Origin of the sequence: Cellulomonas sp. ES6 (assembly GCF_030053835.1) — a bacterium.
GTDB lineage: Bacteria > Actinomycetota > Actinomycetes > Actinomycetales > Cellulomonadaceae > Cellulomonas.
Map to the genome: position 1 here is coordinate 1,295,296 of NZ_CP125655.1, position 14,314 is coordinate 1,309,609.

Annotated in this window: 14 protein-coding genes; 8 read left to right on the forward strand and 6 right to left on the reverse strand. The window is 75.7% G+C overall.

Annotated features, from left to right (window positions below; genetic code table 11):
* Positions 1-8 precede the first annotated feature (8 nt).
* A complete protein-coding gene (locus P9841_RS06110) occupies positions 9-1,238 on the reverse strand; it encodes a cystathionine gamma-synthase (protein WP_283321878.1) in 1,230 nt (409 codons plus the stop codon).
* Between the two features lie 110 nt (positions 1,239-1,348).
* Between P9841_RS06110 and msrA the strand changes: the two genes are divergently transcribed.
* The 3 genes from msrA (at position 1,349) to P9841_RS06125 (ending at position 3,640) form a co-directional block, all read left to right on the forward strand.
* A complete protein-coding gene (gene msrA, locus P9841_RS06115; protein WP_283321144.1) occupies positions 1,349-2,017 on the forward strand; it encodes a peptide-methionine (S)-S-oxide reductase MsrA in 669 nt (222 codons plus the stop codon).
* Positions 2,018-2,095: 78 nt separating this feature from the next.
* A complete protein-coding gene (locus tag P9841_RS06120; RefSeq protein ID WP_283321145.1) occupies positions 2,096-2,818 on the forward strand; it encodes a HEAT repeat domain-containing protein in 723 nt (240 codons plus the stop codon).
* 15 nt (positions 2,819-2,833) lie between these two features.
* Positions 2,834-3,640, forward strand: a complete 807-nt coding sequence (locus tag P9841_RS06125; protein WP_283321147.1) for a hypothetical protein — start codon at positions 2,834-2,836, stop codon at positions 3,638-3,640.
* Positions 3,641-3,647: 7 nt separating this feature from the next.
* Here P9841_RS06125 and deoD read toward each other — a convergent pair whose 3' ends face one another.
* Together deoD and P9841_RS06135 are read right to left on the reverse strand one after the other, a co-directional pair.
* Entirely contained in the window at positions 3,648-4,364 is a 717-nt protein-coding gene (gene deoD / locus P9841_RS06130) for a purine-nucleoside phosphorylase (RefSeq protein ID WP_283321148.1), read from the reverse strand.
* Between the two features lie 104 nt (positions 4,365-4,468).
* Positions 4,469-4,870, reverse strand: a complete 402-nt coding sequence (locus P9841_RS06135) for an FKBP-type peptidyl-prolyl cis-trans isomerase (protein ID WP_283321149.1) — start codon at positions 4,868-4,870, stop codon at positions 4,469-4,471.
* A gap of 144 nt (positions 4,871-5,014) precedes the next feature.
* Here P9841_RS06135 and P9841_RS06140 point away from each other — a divergent pair, with 144 nt between their 5' ends.
* A complete protein-coding gene (locus P9841_RS06140; RefSeq protein WP_283321150.1) occupies positions 5,015-6,280 on the forward strand; it encodes an FAD-binding protein in 1,266 nt (421 codons plus the stop codon).
* Between the two features lie 34 nt (positions 6,281-6,314).
* On the opposite strand, the gene P9841_RS06145 is transcribed toward P9841_RS06140, so the two are convergent.
* Together P9841_RS06145 and P9841_RS06150 are read right to left on the reverse strand one after the other, a co-directional pair.
* Entirely contained in the window at positions 6,315-7,721 is a 1,407-nt protein-coding gene (locus P9841_RS06145) for a cystathionine beta-synthase (protein ID WP_283321151.1), read from the reverse strand.
* A gap of 93 nt (positions 7,722-7,814) precedes the next feature.
* The gene (locus P9841_RS06150; RefSeq protein ID WP_283321152.1) at positions 7,815-8,666 is read right to left on the reverse strand and encodes a Bax inhibitor-1/YccA family protein; all 852 of its coding nucleotides are present in this window, start codon (positions 8,664-8,666) and stop codon (positions 7,815-7,817) included.
* Between the two features lie 255 nt (positions 8,667-8,921).
* Here P9841_RS06150 and P9841_RS06155 point away from each other — a divergent pair, with 255 nt between their 5' ends.
* The 4 genes from P9841_RS06155 (at position 8,922) to P9841_RS06170 (ending at position 13,024) form a co-directional block, all read left to right on the forward strand.
* The gene (locus tag P9841_RS06155) at positions 8,922-9,866 is read left to right on the forward strand and encodes an ABC transporter ATP-binding protein (RefSeq protein ID WP_283321153.1); all 945 of its coding nucleotides are present in this window, start codon (positions 8,922-8,924) and stop codon (positions 9,864-9,866) included.
* Positions 9,863-10,696: an ABC-2 transporter permease gene (locus P9841_RS06160; RefSeq protein WP_283321154.1), complete on the forward strand. Its 834-nt coding sequence runs from the start codon at positions 9,863-9,865 to the stop codon at positions 10,694-10,696. Before P9841_RS06155 ends, P9841_RS06160 begins: the two co-directional genes overlap by 4 nt.
* A gap of 13 nt (positions 10,697-10,709) precedes the next feature.
* On the forward strand, positions 10,710-12,287 hold the full coding sequence (locus P9841_RS06165; RefSeq protein WP_283321155.1) for a sensor histidine kinase: 1,578 nt from the start codon (positions 10,710-10,712) through the stop codon (positions 12,285-12,287).
* A 110-nt stretch (positions 12,288-12,397) separates the two neighbouring features.
* Positions 12,398-13,024 (forward strand): response regulator, encoded by a 627-nt coding sequence (locus P9841_RS06170; RefSeq protein WP_502848865.1) that lies wholly within the window; start codon positions 12,398-12,400, stop codon positions 13,022-13,024.
* Positions 13,025-13,028: 4 nt separating this feature from the next.
* Here P9841_RS06170 and P9841_RS06175 read toward each other — a convergent pair whose 3' ends face one another.
* On the reverse strand, positions 13,029-14,261 hold the full coding sequence (locus P9841_RS06175) for an MFS transporter (protein ID WP_283321156.1): 1,233 nt from the start codon (positions 14,259-14,261) through the stop codon (positions 13,029-13,031).
* Positions 14,262-14,314 lie beyond the last annotated feature (53 nt).

The following is a 14,314-nucleotide window of genomic DNA, read 5'->3' on the forward strand; positions in this document are numbered from 1 at the left end:
GGGCGCGCTCACGCGAGCGCCTGCGCGAGGTCGGCGAGCAGGTCGGCCTCGTCCTCGATGCCCACGGACAGCCGCACGAGGTCGTCGGGGACCTCCAGGTCCGTGCCGACCACGGAGCCGTGCGTCATGCGGGCGGGCAGCTCGATGAGGGACTCGACGCCCCCCAGCGACTCCGCGAGCGTGAACACGCGGGTGCGGGCGCACACCCGGGCGGCGCGCTCGGCGCTGCCGGCCCGAAACGACACCATGCCGCCGAAGCCCGACATCTGACGCTCGGCGACGGCGTGGTCCGGGTGCGAGTCCAGGCCCGGGTACAGCACGTCGCCGACGTCGTCGCGGTCGGCGAGGAACCGCGCGACCGCCGCGGCGTTCGCGCAGTGCCGGTCCATCCGCACCGCGAGCGTCTTGAGGCCGCGCAGCGTCAGCCACGCGTCGAACGGACCCGCGACCGCGCCGGACGCGTTCTGGTGGAACGCCACCGCGTCGGCCAGGGCGGTCGTGCCGGTCGGCCCCTCGAGCCCGACCGGGAGCTGCGCCCCGTCGGCGACGACCAGCGCCCCGCCGACGACGTCGGAGTGGCCGCCGATGTACTTGGTGGTGGAGTGCACGACGACGTCCGCGCCGAGCGCGATCGGCTGCTGCAGGTACGGGGTCGCGAAGGTGTTGTCGACGACGAGCACCGCGCCGGCCGCCCGCGCGTGGGCCGCGAGCGCCGCGATGTCGGAGACGCCGAGCAGCGGGTTGGTCGGCGTCTCCACCCACACGAGCTTGGTCTGCCCGGGCCGGATGGCGGCCAGCACGGCGTCGGGGTCGGACAGGCCCACGGGCGTGTGCTCGACGCCCCACGGACCGAACACCCGCGCGATGAGGCGGTACGTGCCGCCGTACGCGTCGTCCGGGACCACCACGTGGTCACCGGGCCGCAGCACGGCGCGCAGCAGCGTGTCCTCCGCCGCGAGGCCCGACGCGAACGCGAAGCCCGCGCCGCCGCCCTCCGCCGCACGGAGCGCCTCCTCGAGCGCCGCACGCGTCGGGTTGCCCGAGCGGGAGTACTCGTAGCCGCCGCGCAGCCCGCCGACACCGTCCTGCTTGTAGGTCGAGACCTGGTAGATCGGCGTCACGACCGCGCCGGTCGCGCCGTCCGGCTCCTGCCCGGCGTGGATGGCCCGCGTCGCGAAGCCGGCCCCGGACCAGTCGCCGTCGTCGGTGTGCGCGGCGAGGTCGCCGGATCCGGGCAGCGTGGGGTGCGTCTCGTCAGTCACAGGGCCAGGCTAGGCGGTCGGAGCGGGCGGGAACACGCGGGCGCGCGGCCCGGTTGAGAGCGTCGGACCCGAGGAAGGGAGTCACCATGAGCTGGCTGTTCGGATCTGCCCTCGCCACCACGATGGTCACGCCGGAGCGCGCCCTGCGCGGCCGCGAGGACTACGCGTACACCGTGCCCGCCACGCACACCGTGCTCGGCACGCCGCTGCGCGGGCCGTGGCCGGAGGGCACGCGCACGATCACGCTGGGCCTCGGCTGCTTCTGGGGCGCGGAGCGCGTCTTCTGGCAGCTGCCGGGCGTCGTCGCGACGTCGGTGGGCTACCAGGGCGGGTACACGCCGTACCCGACGTACGAGGAGGTGTGCACCGGCCTGACCGGGCACGCCGAGGTCGTGCAGGTCGCCTACGACCCGTCGGTGGTGTCGGACGCGGACGTGCTGCGCACGTTCTGGGAGTCGCACGACCCGACGCAGGGGTTCCGGCAGGGCAACGACCGCGGCACGCAGTACCGGTCGACGGTCTACCCGACCACGCCGGAGCAGGAGGCCGCGGCGCGCGAGACGCTCGCCGCCTACCAGGAGCGGCTGACCCGCGCCGGGTACGGCGAGATCACCACGGAGGTGCGGCCCGCGGCCGAGGCCGGGACGTACTACTACGCCGAGGACTACCACCAGCAGTACCTCGACAAGAACCCGAACGGGTACTGCGGGCTCGGCGGCACCGGCGTGTCCTGCCCGCGGCCGCTCGACGCGTAGCCGCAGCACCACGACGCCGCGGCGCCCGGGGACGGGAACGACCCCGGGCGCCGCGGCGTCCGCGTACCGTGACCTGGTGTGACGAAGGTCGACGAGCACCGCGCCGCGCTGCGCGCCCTGCCCCCCGGGCAGGTGCCGGGCTACCTCACGCAGCACTCCGGGCTGCCGGGCCCGCGGGGGAACCTCGAGGTGATGGCGGCGTTCGCCGACGTGGCGCCCGCTCCCCTGGTGCTCGCGCTCGCGGACGACCCGGACGAGTACCTGCGCTGCTGCGGGACCGTCGGCGCGGGACGGCTGCTCGTCGAGGCCCTGGCGGCCGGGGACGACGACGGCGCCCGCGACCTGCTCGCGCTGCTGCACGACCGCGCCGCGGACCCGCTGTGGCGGGTGCGGGAGGCGACCGCGATGGCCCTGCAGCGCCTCGGCGACGACCGGCCGGCGGACCTGCGCGGGGTCGTCGCCGACTGGGCCGCGGACGCCCACCCGCTGGTCCGCCGTGCGGCCGTCGCGGGTGTGTGCGAGCCCCGGCTGCTGCGCGACCCGGCGACCGCGGCCGCCGCCCTGTCCGCGTGCACCACGGCCACCGACGCGCTCGCCGCCCTCCCGGCGGACGCGCGCCGCCACCCCGACGTCCGCACCCTGCGCCAGGCGCTCGGGTACTGCTGGAGCGTGGCGGTGGCCGGCGACCCGGGCGCGGGCCTGCCGGCGTTCGCCGCCCTGCGCACCACCACCGACCCGGACGTCGCGTGGGTGGTGCGGGAGAACGAGAAGAAGAGCCGGCTGCGCCGCCTGCTCGACTGACCGCCGAGGAGACCCGTGCCGTCCGCGACCCGAGCCGTCCCCGCCGTCGCCCCGACCGGCGGGTCCCGTCCCCTGCGCGAGCCGCGCGACCTGCCCGACCTGCCCGACCTGCCCGACCCGTGCGACCGCGCCGCGGCGCCCAGCGACCGGCACGCCCGCCGCGCCCGTCGCCGGGCGGGTGCCGCCCTCGCCCTGGGGCTGCCCGCGCTGCTCGCCGTCACCGGCTGCGGGGCGGCGACCGAGCGACCGCCCGCCGCGGAGGTCGCGGCCGCCCCCGACTGCCTCGCGACCGACGTCCTGTGGGGACTCGGCCTGACGCCGCCGGAGGGCCACGACCGCCCGGCCCCCGCGGCGGGGTCGGTCCCCGAGGGGTTCATCCCCGTCTCGGCCGTGCACTGCCGCGGCCCGCTCGACGGACCGGTGCAGCCCGGACCGGCCGCACCCGGTGGCGACGCGGAGCCGGCGCCCGGGTTCCTGACCGTGCCCGAGGGCGAGGCGGTCGACCTCGGCGACCTCCCCGCGGCGCCCGGGGCGCCCGAGCCGTCCCCCGCGGCCGTCGCGGTCACGGAGGTCGAGCTGGCCGGCGACCTCGGTCCCCTGCTCGCCCAGCTCGCGCGCCCGAGCCGGGTCGCGGGGCCCGACCAGGTCTGCGCCGCGGTGTGGCTGCCGCAGCCGCAGGTCTACCTGGTGGACGCCCACGGCAGGGCCGTGCGGGTGCAGTGGCCGTCCGACGAGTGCGGCGTCCTGCTGGACGGCGTGACGTCCCCGCTGGCGGTGCTGCGGACGGTCGGCACCCGCGTCGTGGTGGCCGGGCCGGCCTGACGGCGCGTCAGTCGGTGGCGGCGAACGCGCGCAGCGCGATGCCGACCGCGTGCTGGAACAGCCGCTCGCGCTCGTCCGCGTCGAGCTCGGCCGCCTGGAACGTGAAGTCCGAGACGGACAGCAGCGCCAGCGCCTCCGCCTTCTCCCGGTCGGCGGCCGCGTACAGCCCGGCGGCCTCCATCTCGACGGCGAGCGTGCCGTGCTCGACCAGCGCCTGCATGAGCTGCGGCCGGTCCGCGTAGAACACGTCGGAGGTCAGCACCGGCCCGGCGTGGACGCGCGCCCCCTCCACGTCGCGCGCGGCGGCCACCGCGGCGGACGCGAGCGCGAAGCTCGGGGCGTGGGAGTAGTGCAGCCCCGGCAGCCGGTTGGCGCTGACGCCGGAGTCGGTGTGCGCGGCGGTGGCGACCACGACGTCGCCGAGCTCGAGGTGCCGCTGCATGCCGCCCGCCGTGCCGATGCGGATGATCCGCCGCACGCCGTAGAACCGGAACAGCTCGGTGGCGTAGATCGAGATGGACGGCACGCCCATCCCGGAGGCCATCACGGACACCGGCCGGCCCTGCCAGGTCCCCGTCCAGCCGACGACGCCGCGCACCTCGGTCACCAGCCGCGCGTCGTCCAGCACCGTCTCCGCGATCCGGGTGGCGCGGCGCGGGTCGCCCGGCATGAGGACGTCCGGGGCGAAGTCGCCGGGCTGCGCGGAGATGTGCGGGGTGGGCATGGGGGTCTCCTGATCGGGGCGGAGCGGGGGCCGGGCGGGTCCGGACGTCGCGCCGCCGCCCTCCCGGGCGCGGGCGGGCGGCGGCGCGACGACGGGCGGTGGCGTCAGCGGGTGCCGACGATGTCGACGACGAACACCAGGGTGTCGCCACCGCGGATGCCGGCCTGCGGCACGCCGCGGTCGCCGTAGCCCAGGTGCGGCGGGATCGACAGCAGCACGCGCGAGCCGACGGGCTGGCCGACCAGGCCCTCGTCCCAGCCGCCGATGACGGCGCCGACGCCGATCGGGAACGAGATCGAGGACCCGCGGTCGTACGAGTTGTCGAACACGTGGCCGCCCCAGGTCTGGCCCAGGTAGTGCACCTCGAGGTCGTCGCCGGCCTCGACGAGCGCGCCGTCGCCGGGCGCGAGGACGACGACCTCGAGCTCGGCGGGCGCCTCGCCCTCGGGGAACGTCAGGGTCGGCTTCTCGCCGAACGATCCGGTGGCCTCGGGCAGGGTGGACATGACGTCTCCTCGGTCGTGGGCTGAACTCCCCCATCCTGCCCGCTCCCGGGCCGTCGCCGCGAACCCGGGGGACCGGCCGCCCGGCGCGCGACGGGTTAGCGTCGTCCCGGCGGGCGAGGGGCGCCCGCCGGGACGGGAGCACCGATGTCGCTGACCACCTGGGCCGGGAACCTCACCTACGCCGCCGCGCGCGTGCACGAGCCGCGGACCGTCGAGCAGGTGCAGGAGGTGGTCGCGGGCGCGCGGCGGGTGCGGGCGCTCGGGACGCGGCACTGCTTCAACGACCTCGCGGACACCGAGCACGACCTGGTCCGGCTGGACGGGCTCGACCCGGACGTCCGCGTCGACGCCGGCGCCCGGACGGTGTCGGTGGCCGCCGGAACCCGCTACGGGGCGCTCGCCCGCGTCCTGCACGCGCAGGGCTGGGCCCTGCACGACCTCGCCTCGCTGCCGCACATCTCGGTGGCCGGGGCGGTCGCCACCGCCACGCACGGGTCGGGCGACCGGTCCCGGAACCTCGCTGCGGCCGTCGCGGCGGTGGACCTGGTGACCGCCGACGGCACGCTGCGGCACGTCGCGCGCGGGGACGCCGACTTCCCGGGTGTCGTCGTCGGGCTCGGCGCGCTCGGCGTCGTCGTGCGGGTCACGCTCGACGTCGAGCCGACGTACGACGTCGCGCAGGAGGTCCACACCGACCTGCCGTGGGACGTCGCGCTGGAGCACCTGGACGACGTGACCGGGTCCGCCGACTCCGTGAGCCTGTTCACCGACTGGACCGGCCCCGCGGTGCAGCAGGTCTGGCGCAAGACCCGCCTGGCCGCCGGCGCCGGCTACGAGCGACGCACCGAGCTGTTCGGCGCGCGCCCGGCGCCCGGCCCGCTGCACCCCCTGCCCGGCATCGACCCCGTGCACTGCACCGAGCAGCTCGGCGTCCCCGGTCCGTGGCACGAGCGGCTGCCGCACTTCCGGCTGGAGTTCACGCCCAGCAACGGCGACGAGCTGCAGTCCGAGTACCTCGTCCCCCGCGGGCGCGCCGCCGAGGCGTTCGAGGCGCTGCGGGCCCTCGCCCCCGTCGTCGCGCCGCTGCTCCAGGTCTCGGAGGTCCGCACCGTCGCGGGCGACGACCTGTGGCTCAGCACGGCGTCCGGCGGCGACCGGGTCGCCCTGCACTTCACGTGGCAGCCGCGGCAGCGCGAGGTCGAGGCCGTCCTGCCCCGCCTGGAGGCCGCGCTGGCCCCGCTCGGGGCGCGGCCGCACTGGGGCAAGCTGTTCGCCTCGCTCGGCGCGCCCGACTCGGACCCGCGCGCGCTCTACCCGCGGCTGGACGACTTCCGCGCGCTGGTGGCGCGCACCGACCCGGAGGGCACGTTCCGCAACGCGTTCGTCGACCGGCACGTCCTGGGAGCGTGACCGGGGCGGGCGCCCCGCCGGACGCCCGCGGCGCTCAGCGCGCCAGGAACGCCAGCAGGTCGTGCCGGGTGAGGACGCCCACCGGCACGCCGTCGTCGACCACCATGAGCGCGTCGTGCTTCTGCAGCGCCTCGCGCGCCGAGCCGACCGTCTCCCCGGACCCGATGAGCGGCAGCGGCGCCGACATGTGCCGGTCAACGCGGTCCGACAGCGAGGCGGCGCCCGAGAACACGGCGTCCAGCAGCTCGCGCTCGGAGACGGCGCCCGCGACCTCGCCGATCTTCACGGGCGGCTCGGCGCCGACGACCGGCATCTGCGAGACGCCGTACTCCTGGAGGATCTCGATGGCGTCCCGGACCGTCTCGTTGGGGTGCGTGTGGACGAGCGCCGGCACGCTGCCGTCCTTCGTCCGCAGCACGTCGCCGACGGCGGCGCCCTCGCCCGCGTCGAGGAACCCGTAGGACCGCATCCAGCGGTCGTTGAAGATCTTCGACAGGTAGCCCTTGCCGCTGTCCGGCAGCAGCACCACGATCACCGCGCGGGCCGCCGCCTCCGGGTCGTCCTCCTCGAGGCGGCGGGCCAGGCGCAGCGCGCCCTCGACCGCCATCCCGCACGACCCGCCGACCAGCAGCGCCTCCTCACGGGCCAGGCGCCGCGTCATCGCGAACGAGTCGGCGTCGGACACGGGGATGATCTCGTCCGGCACCGCCGGGTCGTACGCGGACGGCCAGAAGTCCTCGCCGACGCCCTCCACCAGGTACGGCCGGCCGTCGCCGCCGGAGTACACCGAGCCCTGCGGGTCGATGCCGACCACGCGGACCGGGCCGCCGTCGGCCGCCGGGCGGTCCGTCGAGACGTCGTGCAGGTAGCGGCCGGTGCCGGTGATGGTGCCGCCGGTCCCGACGCCCGCGACGAAGTGCGTGACCCGGCCGTCGGTGTCGGCCCAGATCTCCGGGCCGGTCGAGTCGTAGTGGCTCGCGGGGCCGTTGACGTTGGCGTACTGGTTGGGCTTCCAGGCGCCCTCGATCTCGGTGACCAGGCGGTCCGACACCGAGTAGTAGGAGTCCGGGTGGTCGGGCGGGACGGCGGTCGGCGTGACGACGACCTCCGCGCCGTACGCGCGCAGCACGTCGCGCTTGTCCTCCGAGACCTTGTCCGGGCACACGAACACGCAGCGGTAGCCCTTGCGCTGGGCGACGAGCGCCAGACCGACGCCCGTGTTGCCGCTGGTCGGCTCGACGATGGTGCCGCCGGGCCGCAGCTCGCCGGAGGCCTCGGCCGCCTCGATCATCCGCAGGGCGATGCGGTCCTTGGCGGACCCGCCCGGGTTGAAGTACTCGACCTTGGCCAGGACCGTCGCCGACAGGCCCGCGGTCACGGTGTTGAGGCGGACCAGCGGCGTGTTGCCGACGAGGTCGGAGACGTGCTGCGCGTACTTCACGGGACTCCAGACGGCCGAGGGGGTGGCGGGGACGTGCGACGGCCCCGTCGCACCAGCCTAGGGCCGGGCGGCGGGGCCGTCGTGGGGGTGGTGTCAGTCGCGGCCCTGGAGGATCGCGAGGATCCGCAGGAACTCCAGGTACAGCCAGACCAGGGTGACGATGAGCCCGAAGGCGGCGGACCAGGCGAACTTGTTCGGCACGCCCTGGTCGACGCCGCGCTTGATGGCGTCGAAGTCCATGATGAGGCTCGCGGCGGCCAGGCCGACGGCCACCAGGCCGATGACGACGCCGAGCCAACCGCTGCGCAGCGGCCCGAAGCCGTCGCTGTCGACGAAGAAGAACATCACGACGTTGACCAGCGAGTACGCCAGGTAGCCCACCATCGCGATGAGCAGCCAGCGCGTGAACTTCGGGGTGACGCGGACGCGGCCCGACTTGAAGAGGAACAGCGCGGCACCGAAGGTGGCGAACGTGGCGATGACGGCCTGCAGCACGATCGGCTGCGTCGACTGCCCGTCGAACGTGAGGTTCTGGAACGCCAGGCTGATCCCGCCGAGGAACACGCCCTGCGCCACCGTGTACAGCGTGATGAGCACGGGGCTCGGCTCGCGCTTGAACGCGTTGACGAGGCCGAGCACCAGGCCGGCGATCGCGCCGATCGGCCAGATGCCGGGCGCCAGGTTCCAGGTCGCCGCCGCGACGACGACGAGCAGCGCGAGCAGCCCGCCCGTCTTGACGATGACGTCGTCGTAGGTCAGGCGGCGCGTGTCACGCGTGGTCGCGGACGGCGCGCCGTACATCTGCTCGAGCGTCGACGCCTCGACGACCGGGCCCGTCGAGCCGAGGGTGCCCGTCGGGGCACCCTGCTGCGGGCGGGCGGCCCGGTTCCCGCGGGCGCGCGGGTCGCCGAAGACGGCGCTGTTGTTGAACACCGGGTTGCTCATCGGTCCTCCAGGGTCGGTTCGAGATCGAGCCGGCAGTGGTTCACCACCCTAGAACGCCACGCCGCCCCCGGAAGTTCCCCGGCGCACGACGCGACCTGCGCGGGAGCCCGGACCCGACCGGGTCATCCGTGAGGAGGACCCGCGTCGTCCCCCCGGGCGAGCGCGGGGCCGGACGGGTTCGGCCGTGCGACCGTTCCGCGCCGGCGCACCGGTCCGTACGGTCGTGACGTACCGGAACCCACCAGTGAGGACACCATGATCGAGGCACGAGGACTGACCAAGAGGTACGGCAGCAAGACCGCCGTCGCCGGCATCGACTTCACCGTGCAGCCGGGCAAGGTCACGGGCTTCCTCGGCCCGAACGGCGCCGGGAAGTCCACCACCATGCGGATGATCATGGGCCTGGACCGCCCGACGGCCGGCACCGTCACGGTCAACGGCCGCCCCTACGCGCAGCACCGCTCCCCGCTGACGGAGGTCGGCGCGCTGCTCGACGCGAAGGCGGTGCACTCGGGCCGCTCCGCGACCAACCACCTGCGGGCCGTCGCCGCGACCCACGGCATCGGCCGCAAGCGCGTCGACGAGGTCATCGAGATGACCGGCCTGCGGGGCGTCGCCGGCAAGCGCGTCGGCGGGTTCTCGCTCGGCATGGGCCAGCGCCTGGGCATCGCCGCGGCGCTCCTCGGCGACCCCCGCACGCTGATCCTCGACGAGCCGGTCAACGGCCTCGACCCCGAGGGCGTGCTGTGGGTCCGCAACCTGGTCAAGCACCTGGCGGGCGAGGGCCGCACCGTGTTCCTCTCCTCGCACCTCATGAGCGAGATGGCGCTGACCGCCGACCACATCCTCGTGATCGGCCGCGGCCGGATCATCGCGGACGCCCCCGTGGCGGACATCGTGGCCGGCGCGTCCGGCGCGAGCGTCCGGGTCCGCAGCCCCCAGGCGGCCCAGCTCGCCGACCTGCTGCGCGGCCCCGACACCACCGTGACCTCCGTCGAGGCGGGCCTGCTGGAGGTCGCGGGCGCCACCGCCCCGGCCGTCGGCGAGCTCGCCGCGCAGCACGGCCTGGTGCTGCACGAGCTCACGCCGGTGTCCGCGTCGCTGGAGGCGGCCTACATGTCGCTGACCGCCGACGACGTCGAGTACCACTCCGACCCCGCGGCCCTCGCCGCCACGACCAGCCAGGAGGCCCGGCGATGAGCGCCACCGCCACCGTCCCCGCCGCCCGCCGCGCCGGCTCGTCCCGCGCCGCCGGCGACGTCCGCGTCACGTTCCCGCGGCTGGTCCGCTCGGAGTGGATCAAGCTCTGGACCGTCCGCTCGACGTGGTGGGTGCTGCCCATCACGGTGCTCGCGCAGACCGGCATCGCGTGGATGATCGCGTACTTCGGCACCCGGGAGATGGAGTCCGGGGGCATGGACCTCGGCCGCTTCACCGCCGGTGACGTCGTCGGCGGCATCCAGTTCGCGCAGCTCGCGATCTGCGTGCTCGCGGTGCTCACCATCACCGGCGAGTACTCGACCGGGATGATCCGCAGCACGCTCACCGCCGCCCCGACCCGCACGCCGGCCCTGCTGGCCAAGGGCCTCGTCGTGGTGGTCGTCGCGTGGGTCACCGGCGTGGTCGGCACCCTCGCGTCCTGGGCCGTGACGTACCCCGTGCTCGGCGAGCAGTACCGCGTGGACCTCGGCGACGCCGTGAACCAGCGGATCTTCGTCGGCGCGCCGCTCTACCTCGCGGCGATCGCGCTGCTCGCGTACGGCATCGGCGCGCTCCTGCGGCACTCGGCCGGCGCGCTCGCCACCGTGCTGGGCCTGCTGCTGGTGGTCGAGAGCGTGTTCGCGATGGTCCCGTGGACGTTCTTCCAGAAGGTGAGCCCGTACCTGCCGATGTCCGCCGGGTCGCAGCTCGTGCAGAACGGCGGCCCCGACGCCACGCTGTCCCCCTGGGAGGGCTTCGGGGTGCTGGTGGCCTGGGGCCTGGTCGCGCTCGCCGGCGCGCTGGTGCTCGCGAAGCGCCGCGACGCCTGACCCGGCCGCGCCCGTGGCAGGGTGGCCCCGTCCCGCTCCGGCGGGGCGGGGCCGCCGCCGTCCCGACCCGCCCGTCCACGCCGTCCACCCGTCCGCTCCGCCGCCCCCGGAGGTCCCGCTGAGCCCGAGCACGAGCCCGGCCCCGGATGCCGCCCCGCAGGCCTTCACCGAGCTCGACGCGCGGCGGCTCGGCCGCGTCCGGCGCTTCTTCGCCCGGCACCCGGTCGCGTCGGACGTGCTGGTCTGCCTGGTGTACGCGGTGGCGGGCGTGTCGGAGGCCGGCCCGCAGGGCTCGACCGGCGTCCTGCTGGACGGCGGCCCCGCGGCGACCGCGCTGTCGCTGGCGCTCACCGTCGCCGGGCTGGGCGTGCTGGCCGTCCGGCGGCGCTGGCCGGTCCGCGTCGCGCTCGCCATGGCCGCGCTCGGCCTGCTGCAGGTGCTCGTCGACGGGCACGTCGGGGCGTTCGACCTGGGGTTCGCGCTCGCGCTGTACGTCGTCGCGGCCAGCCGGCCGCAGCGCGTCGCCTGGTCGGTGCTCGGCATCGCCACGGTGGTGGTCGTCGGCGCCCTGGCGCTGTGGGGCGGGCGGACGGAGCCGGAGCCCGGCTCGGTGACGGTGACGACCTCCGAGGGCACCGACGTCCGGCCGCTGCCGCAGCCGGTCCTCGCCTCGGACGCGCCCAGCTTCCTCCTGGTCGGCCTCGGGGCGTTCGCGATCGGCGCGAACGTGCGGGCGCGCCGGCTGCACACCCGTGCGCTGGTCGACCGGCACCAGCAGCTCGTCGACGCCGGCGAGCAGCACGCGAAGCTCGCCGCGGCCGCCGAGCAGACCCGGATCGCGCGCGAGATGCACGACGTGGTCGCGCACGGCCTCACGGTGATGATCGCCCTGTCGGACGGCGCGCGGGTGGCCGTGCGGCGGTCCCCGGACGACGCGGTGGCCGCGCTGGACCTGCTGTCCGAGACCGGCCGGTCCGCCCTCAACGACATGCGGCGGATGCTCGGCGTGCTGCGCGGCGCGGACGTGCCGCTGGAGCCGCAGCCCGGCACGCACGACCTGGAGTCGCTGGTGCAGCAGTTCCGCGCCGCGGGTCTCACGGTCCACCTGACCACGGCGGGGCCCGCGCTCCCCGCGGACGCCGGCCTGGCGCTGACGGTCTACCGCGTGGTCCAGGAGTCGCTGACGAACGTGCTGCGCCACGCCGGCAGCGGCGCGCGCGTGGACGTGCTCGTGCGGCACGGCGCGGGCCGCATCGGGATCGAGGTCGTGGACGACGGCGGCGGCGCGGACCCGGTCGCGGAGCCCGACCCGGAGCCGGGCCGGCGCGCGCGCCTCAGCGGGCGCCTCGCGGAGCGGCTCGAGGACCCGCTGGCCACGCGCACCGACGCCGGCGGCACCGAGACCCTCGTGCCGGGTCAGCCGGTCCGGACGGGGCGCGGGCTGGTGGGCATGCGGGAGCGCGCCGCGGTCTACCGTGGCTCCGTGGCGGCGGGGCCGCACCGGGGCGGCTGGCGGGTGCACGTGGAGCTCCGCACCGAGGACTCCGGGACCGCGACCACCACCGACGAGCACGACGAGGAGCGCACGTGAGCAGCACCGGGGACGCGACGGGGTCCGGCACCGGGCCGGGGGCGACGGGCCCGGGCGGCGCGTCCGGCCCGGTGCGCGTCCTGCTGGTCGACGACCAGCCGCTGCTGCGCATGGGCTTCCGGCTGGTGCTCGACGACGAGGACGACCTCACGGTGGTGGGCGAGGCCGGCGACGGCGCGGAGGCGCTGCGCCAGGTCGCCGCCCTGCAGCCCGACGTCGTGCTCATGGACGTCCGGATGCCCGGGACGAACGGCATCGAGGCGACGCAGCGGATCGTCGCGTCCGGGTCGCCGTCGCGCGTGCTCATCCTCACGACGTTCGACCTGGACGAGTACGCGTTCGCCGCGCTGCGGGCCGGCGCCAGCGGGTTCCTGCTCAAGGACGCGCGGCCGGCGGAGCTCACCGACGCGATCCGGGCGGTGGCGACCGGGGACGCCGTGGTCTCCCCGCGGGTCACGCGCCGGATGCTCGAGCTGTTCGCCGAGGAGCTGCCGGGCGCCGCGGCGGACGCCGCCCCGCCGCGCGACGACGCCCGGCTGGCCGAGCTGACCCAGCGCGAGCGCGAGGTGCTGCTGGCCGTGGCCGAGGGGCTGTCGAACGCGGAGGTCGCGCAGCGGCTGTTCCTGTCGGAGGCCACCGTCAAGACGCACGTCGGCCGCATCCTGGCGAAGCTGGGCGTGCGGGACCGGGTGCAGGCCGTGGTGTTCGCGTACGAGTCGGGCCTGGTCGGGCGCTGACGCCTCAGGCCTCGCCGACGGCCTCCTCCGGCGTGCCCTCCACGGCGCGCGCCGCACGGTCCCAGGCGCGCCACGTCAGCCGCTCCCCCACCGCGGTCGCCATCGACTGCCCCTTCCAGGCGAACACCACGGCACCGAGCAGCAGCACGCCGGCGCCCACCCAGTAGGGGGCGGTCGGGCTGACGGGGTGCAGCAGGCCGGCGATGACCGGCGCGGGTGCCGCGAAGCCCCAGCGCACGAGGTTGAACGCCGCGGTCGTGGTGCGCCGCTCGGCACCGCCGATGCCGAGCGCCAGGTCCGTCAGGTTGGCGTTGGCGATGCCCATGCACACGCCCGCGAGCACGAGGACGACGACGGACTCCGCGGTCCCGGCGCTCGTGGCCAGCAGGACGAGCGCGACGAGCAGCCCGCCGACCGCGACCCCCACGGTGGCGACGGCGCCGACACGGTGCGCGAGCCGGTGCCCGACCACGAGGATGCCGACGGCCAGGCCCACGCCCCAGGCGGTGAACACCAGGCCGAGCGGGATGACGCCGAGGCCGAGGAACACCGGCGTGTAGCCGAGCACCACGAAGAACACGAAGTTGTAGGCCGCGGTCACGACGCACAGCGCGCGGAACGCGGGCCGGCGGTAGGGCTGCAGGACGTCGCGCAGCCGCAGCGGGGTCGGCGGGTCCTGCGGGTCGCGCAGCCGGGTGACGGACATCGCGAGCGCCAGCAGCATGAGCACGCCGCAGGCCGCGAAGGGCACGCGCCAGGAGATCTGGCCGAGCAGCCCGCCGAGCAGCGGGCCGACGGCGAAGCCCAGGCCCACGCAGGTCTCGAACAGCTCGACGACCCACTCCCGGTCCGTCGCGAGCGCGACCAGCAGCACCATCGCCGTCGCGAAGAACATGGCGTTGCCGAGGCCCCACAGCCCGCGCAGGACGGCGAGCTGGGTGATCGAGCCGGACAGCGAGGCGAGCACCGAGGCGACCGCGACGACGCTGACGCCGGTGGCGAGCACGGCCCGGTACCCGAACCGGCCGGTGGCGATCACCGCGGGGATCATCCCCACCGCCATGACGACCAGGTACGCCGTGAACAGCAGCTCGATCTGCCAGGTGGAGGCGCCGATCTCCGTGCCGATGACGGGCAGGATCGGGTCCACCACGGCGATGCCCGCGATGGCGAAGAACGCCGTGAGGGCCGTGGCGTAGATCGCCGTGCGGTGCGGTTCGTGGTGGCGGCTGGGCATACGTCTCCTGGGGAAGCTCGTCGTCGGGGGTTTATCTGTACTATACAGCCATC

Bases quoted from the DNA above. Each gene is read 5' to 3' on its own strand.
- msrA (WP_283321144.1), top strand. From the start codon at position 1,349: ATGAGCTGGCTGTTCGGATCTGCCCTCGCCACCACGATGGTCACGCCG.
- deoD (WP_283321148.1), bottom strand. From the start codon at position 4,364: ATGCCCACCCCGCACATCTCCGCGCAGCCCGGCGACTTCGCCCCGGAC.
- P9841_RS06135 (WP_283321149.1), bottom strand. From the start codon at position 4,870: ATGTCCACCCTGCCCGAGGCCACCGGATCGTTCGGCGAGAAGCCGACC.
- P9841_RS06140 (WP_283321150.1), top strand. From the start codon at position 5,015: ATGTCGCTGACCACCTGGGCCGGGAACCTCACCTACGCCGCCGCGCGC.
- P9841_RS06150 (WP_283321152.1), bottom strand. From the start codon at position 8,666: ATGAGCAACCCGGTGTTCAACAACAGCGCCGTCTTCGGCGACCCGCGC.
- P9841_RS06155 (WP_283321153.1), top strand. From the start codon at position 8,922: ATGATCGAGGCACGAGGACTGACCAAGAGGTACGGCAGCAAGACCGCC.
- P9841_RS06160 (WP_283321154.1), top strand. From the start codon at position 9,863: ATGAGCGCCACCGCCACCGTCCCCGCCGCCCGCCGCGCCGGCTCGTCC.
- P9841_RS06170 (WP_502848865.1), top strand. From the start codon at position 12,398: ATGGGCTTCCGGCTGGTGCTCGACGACGAGGACGACCTCACGGTGGTG.
- P9841_RS06175 (WP_283321156.1), bottom strand. From the start codon at position 14,261: ATGCCCAGCCGCCACCACGAACCGCACCGCACGGCGATCTACGCCACG.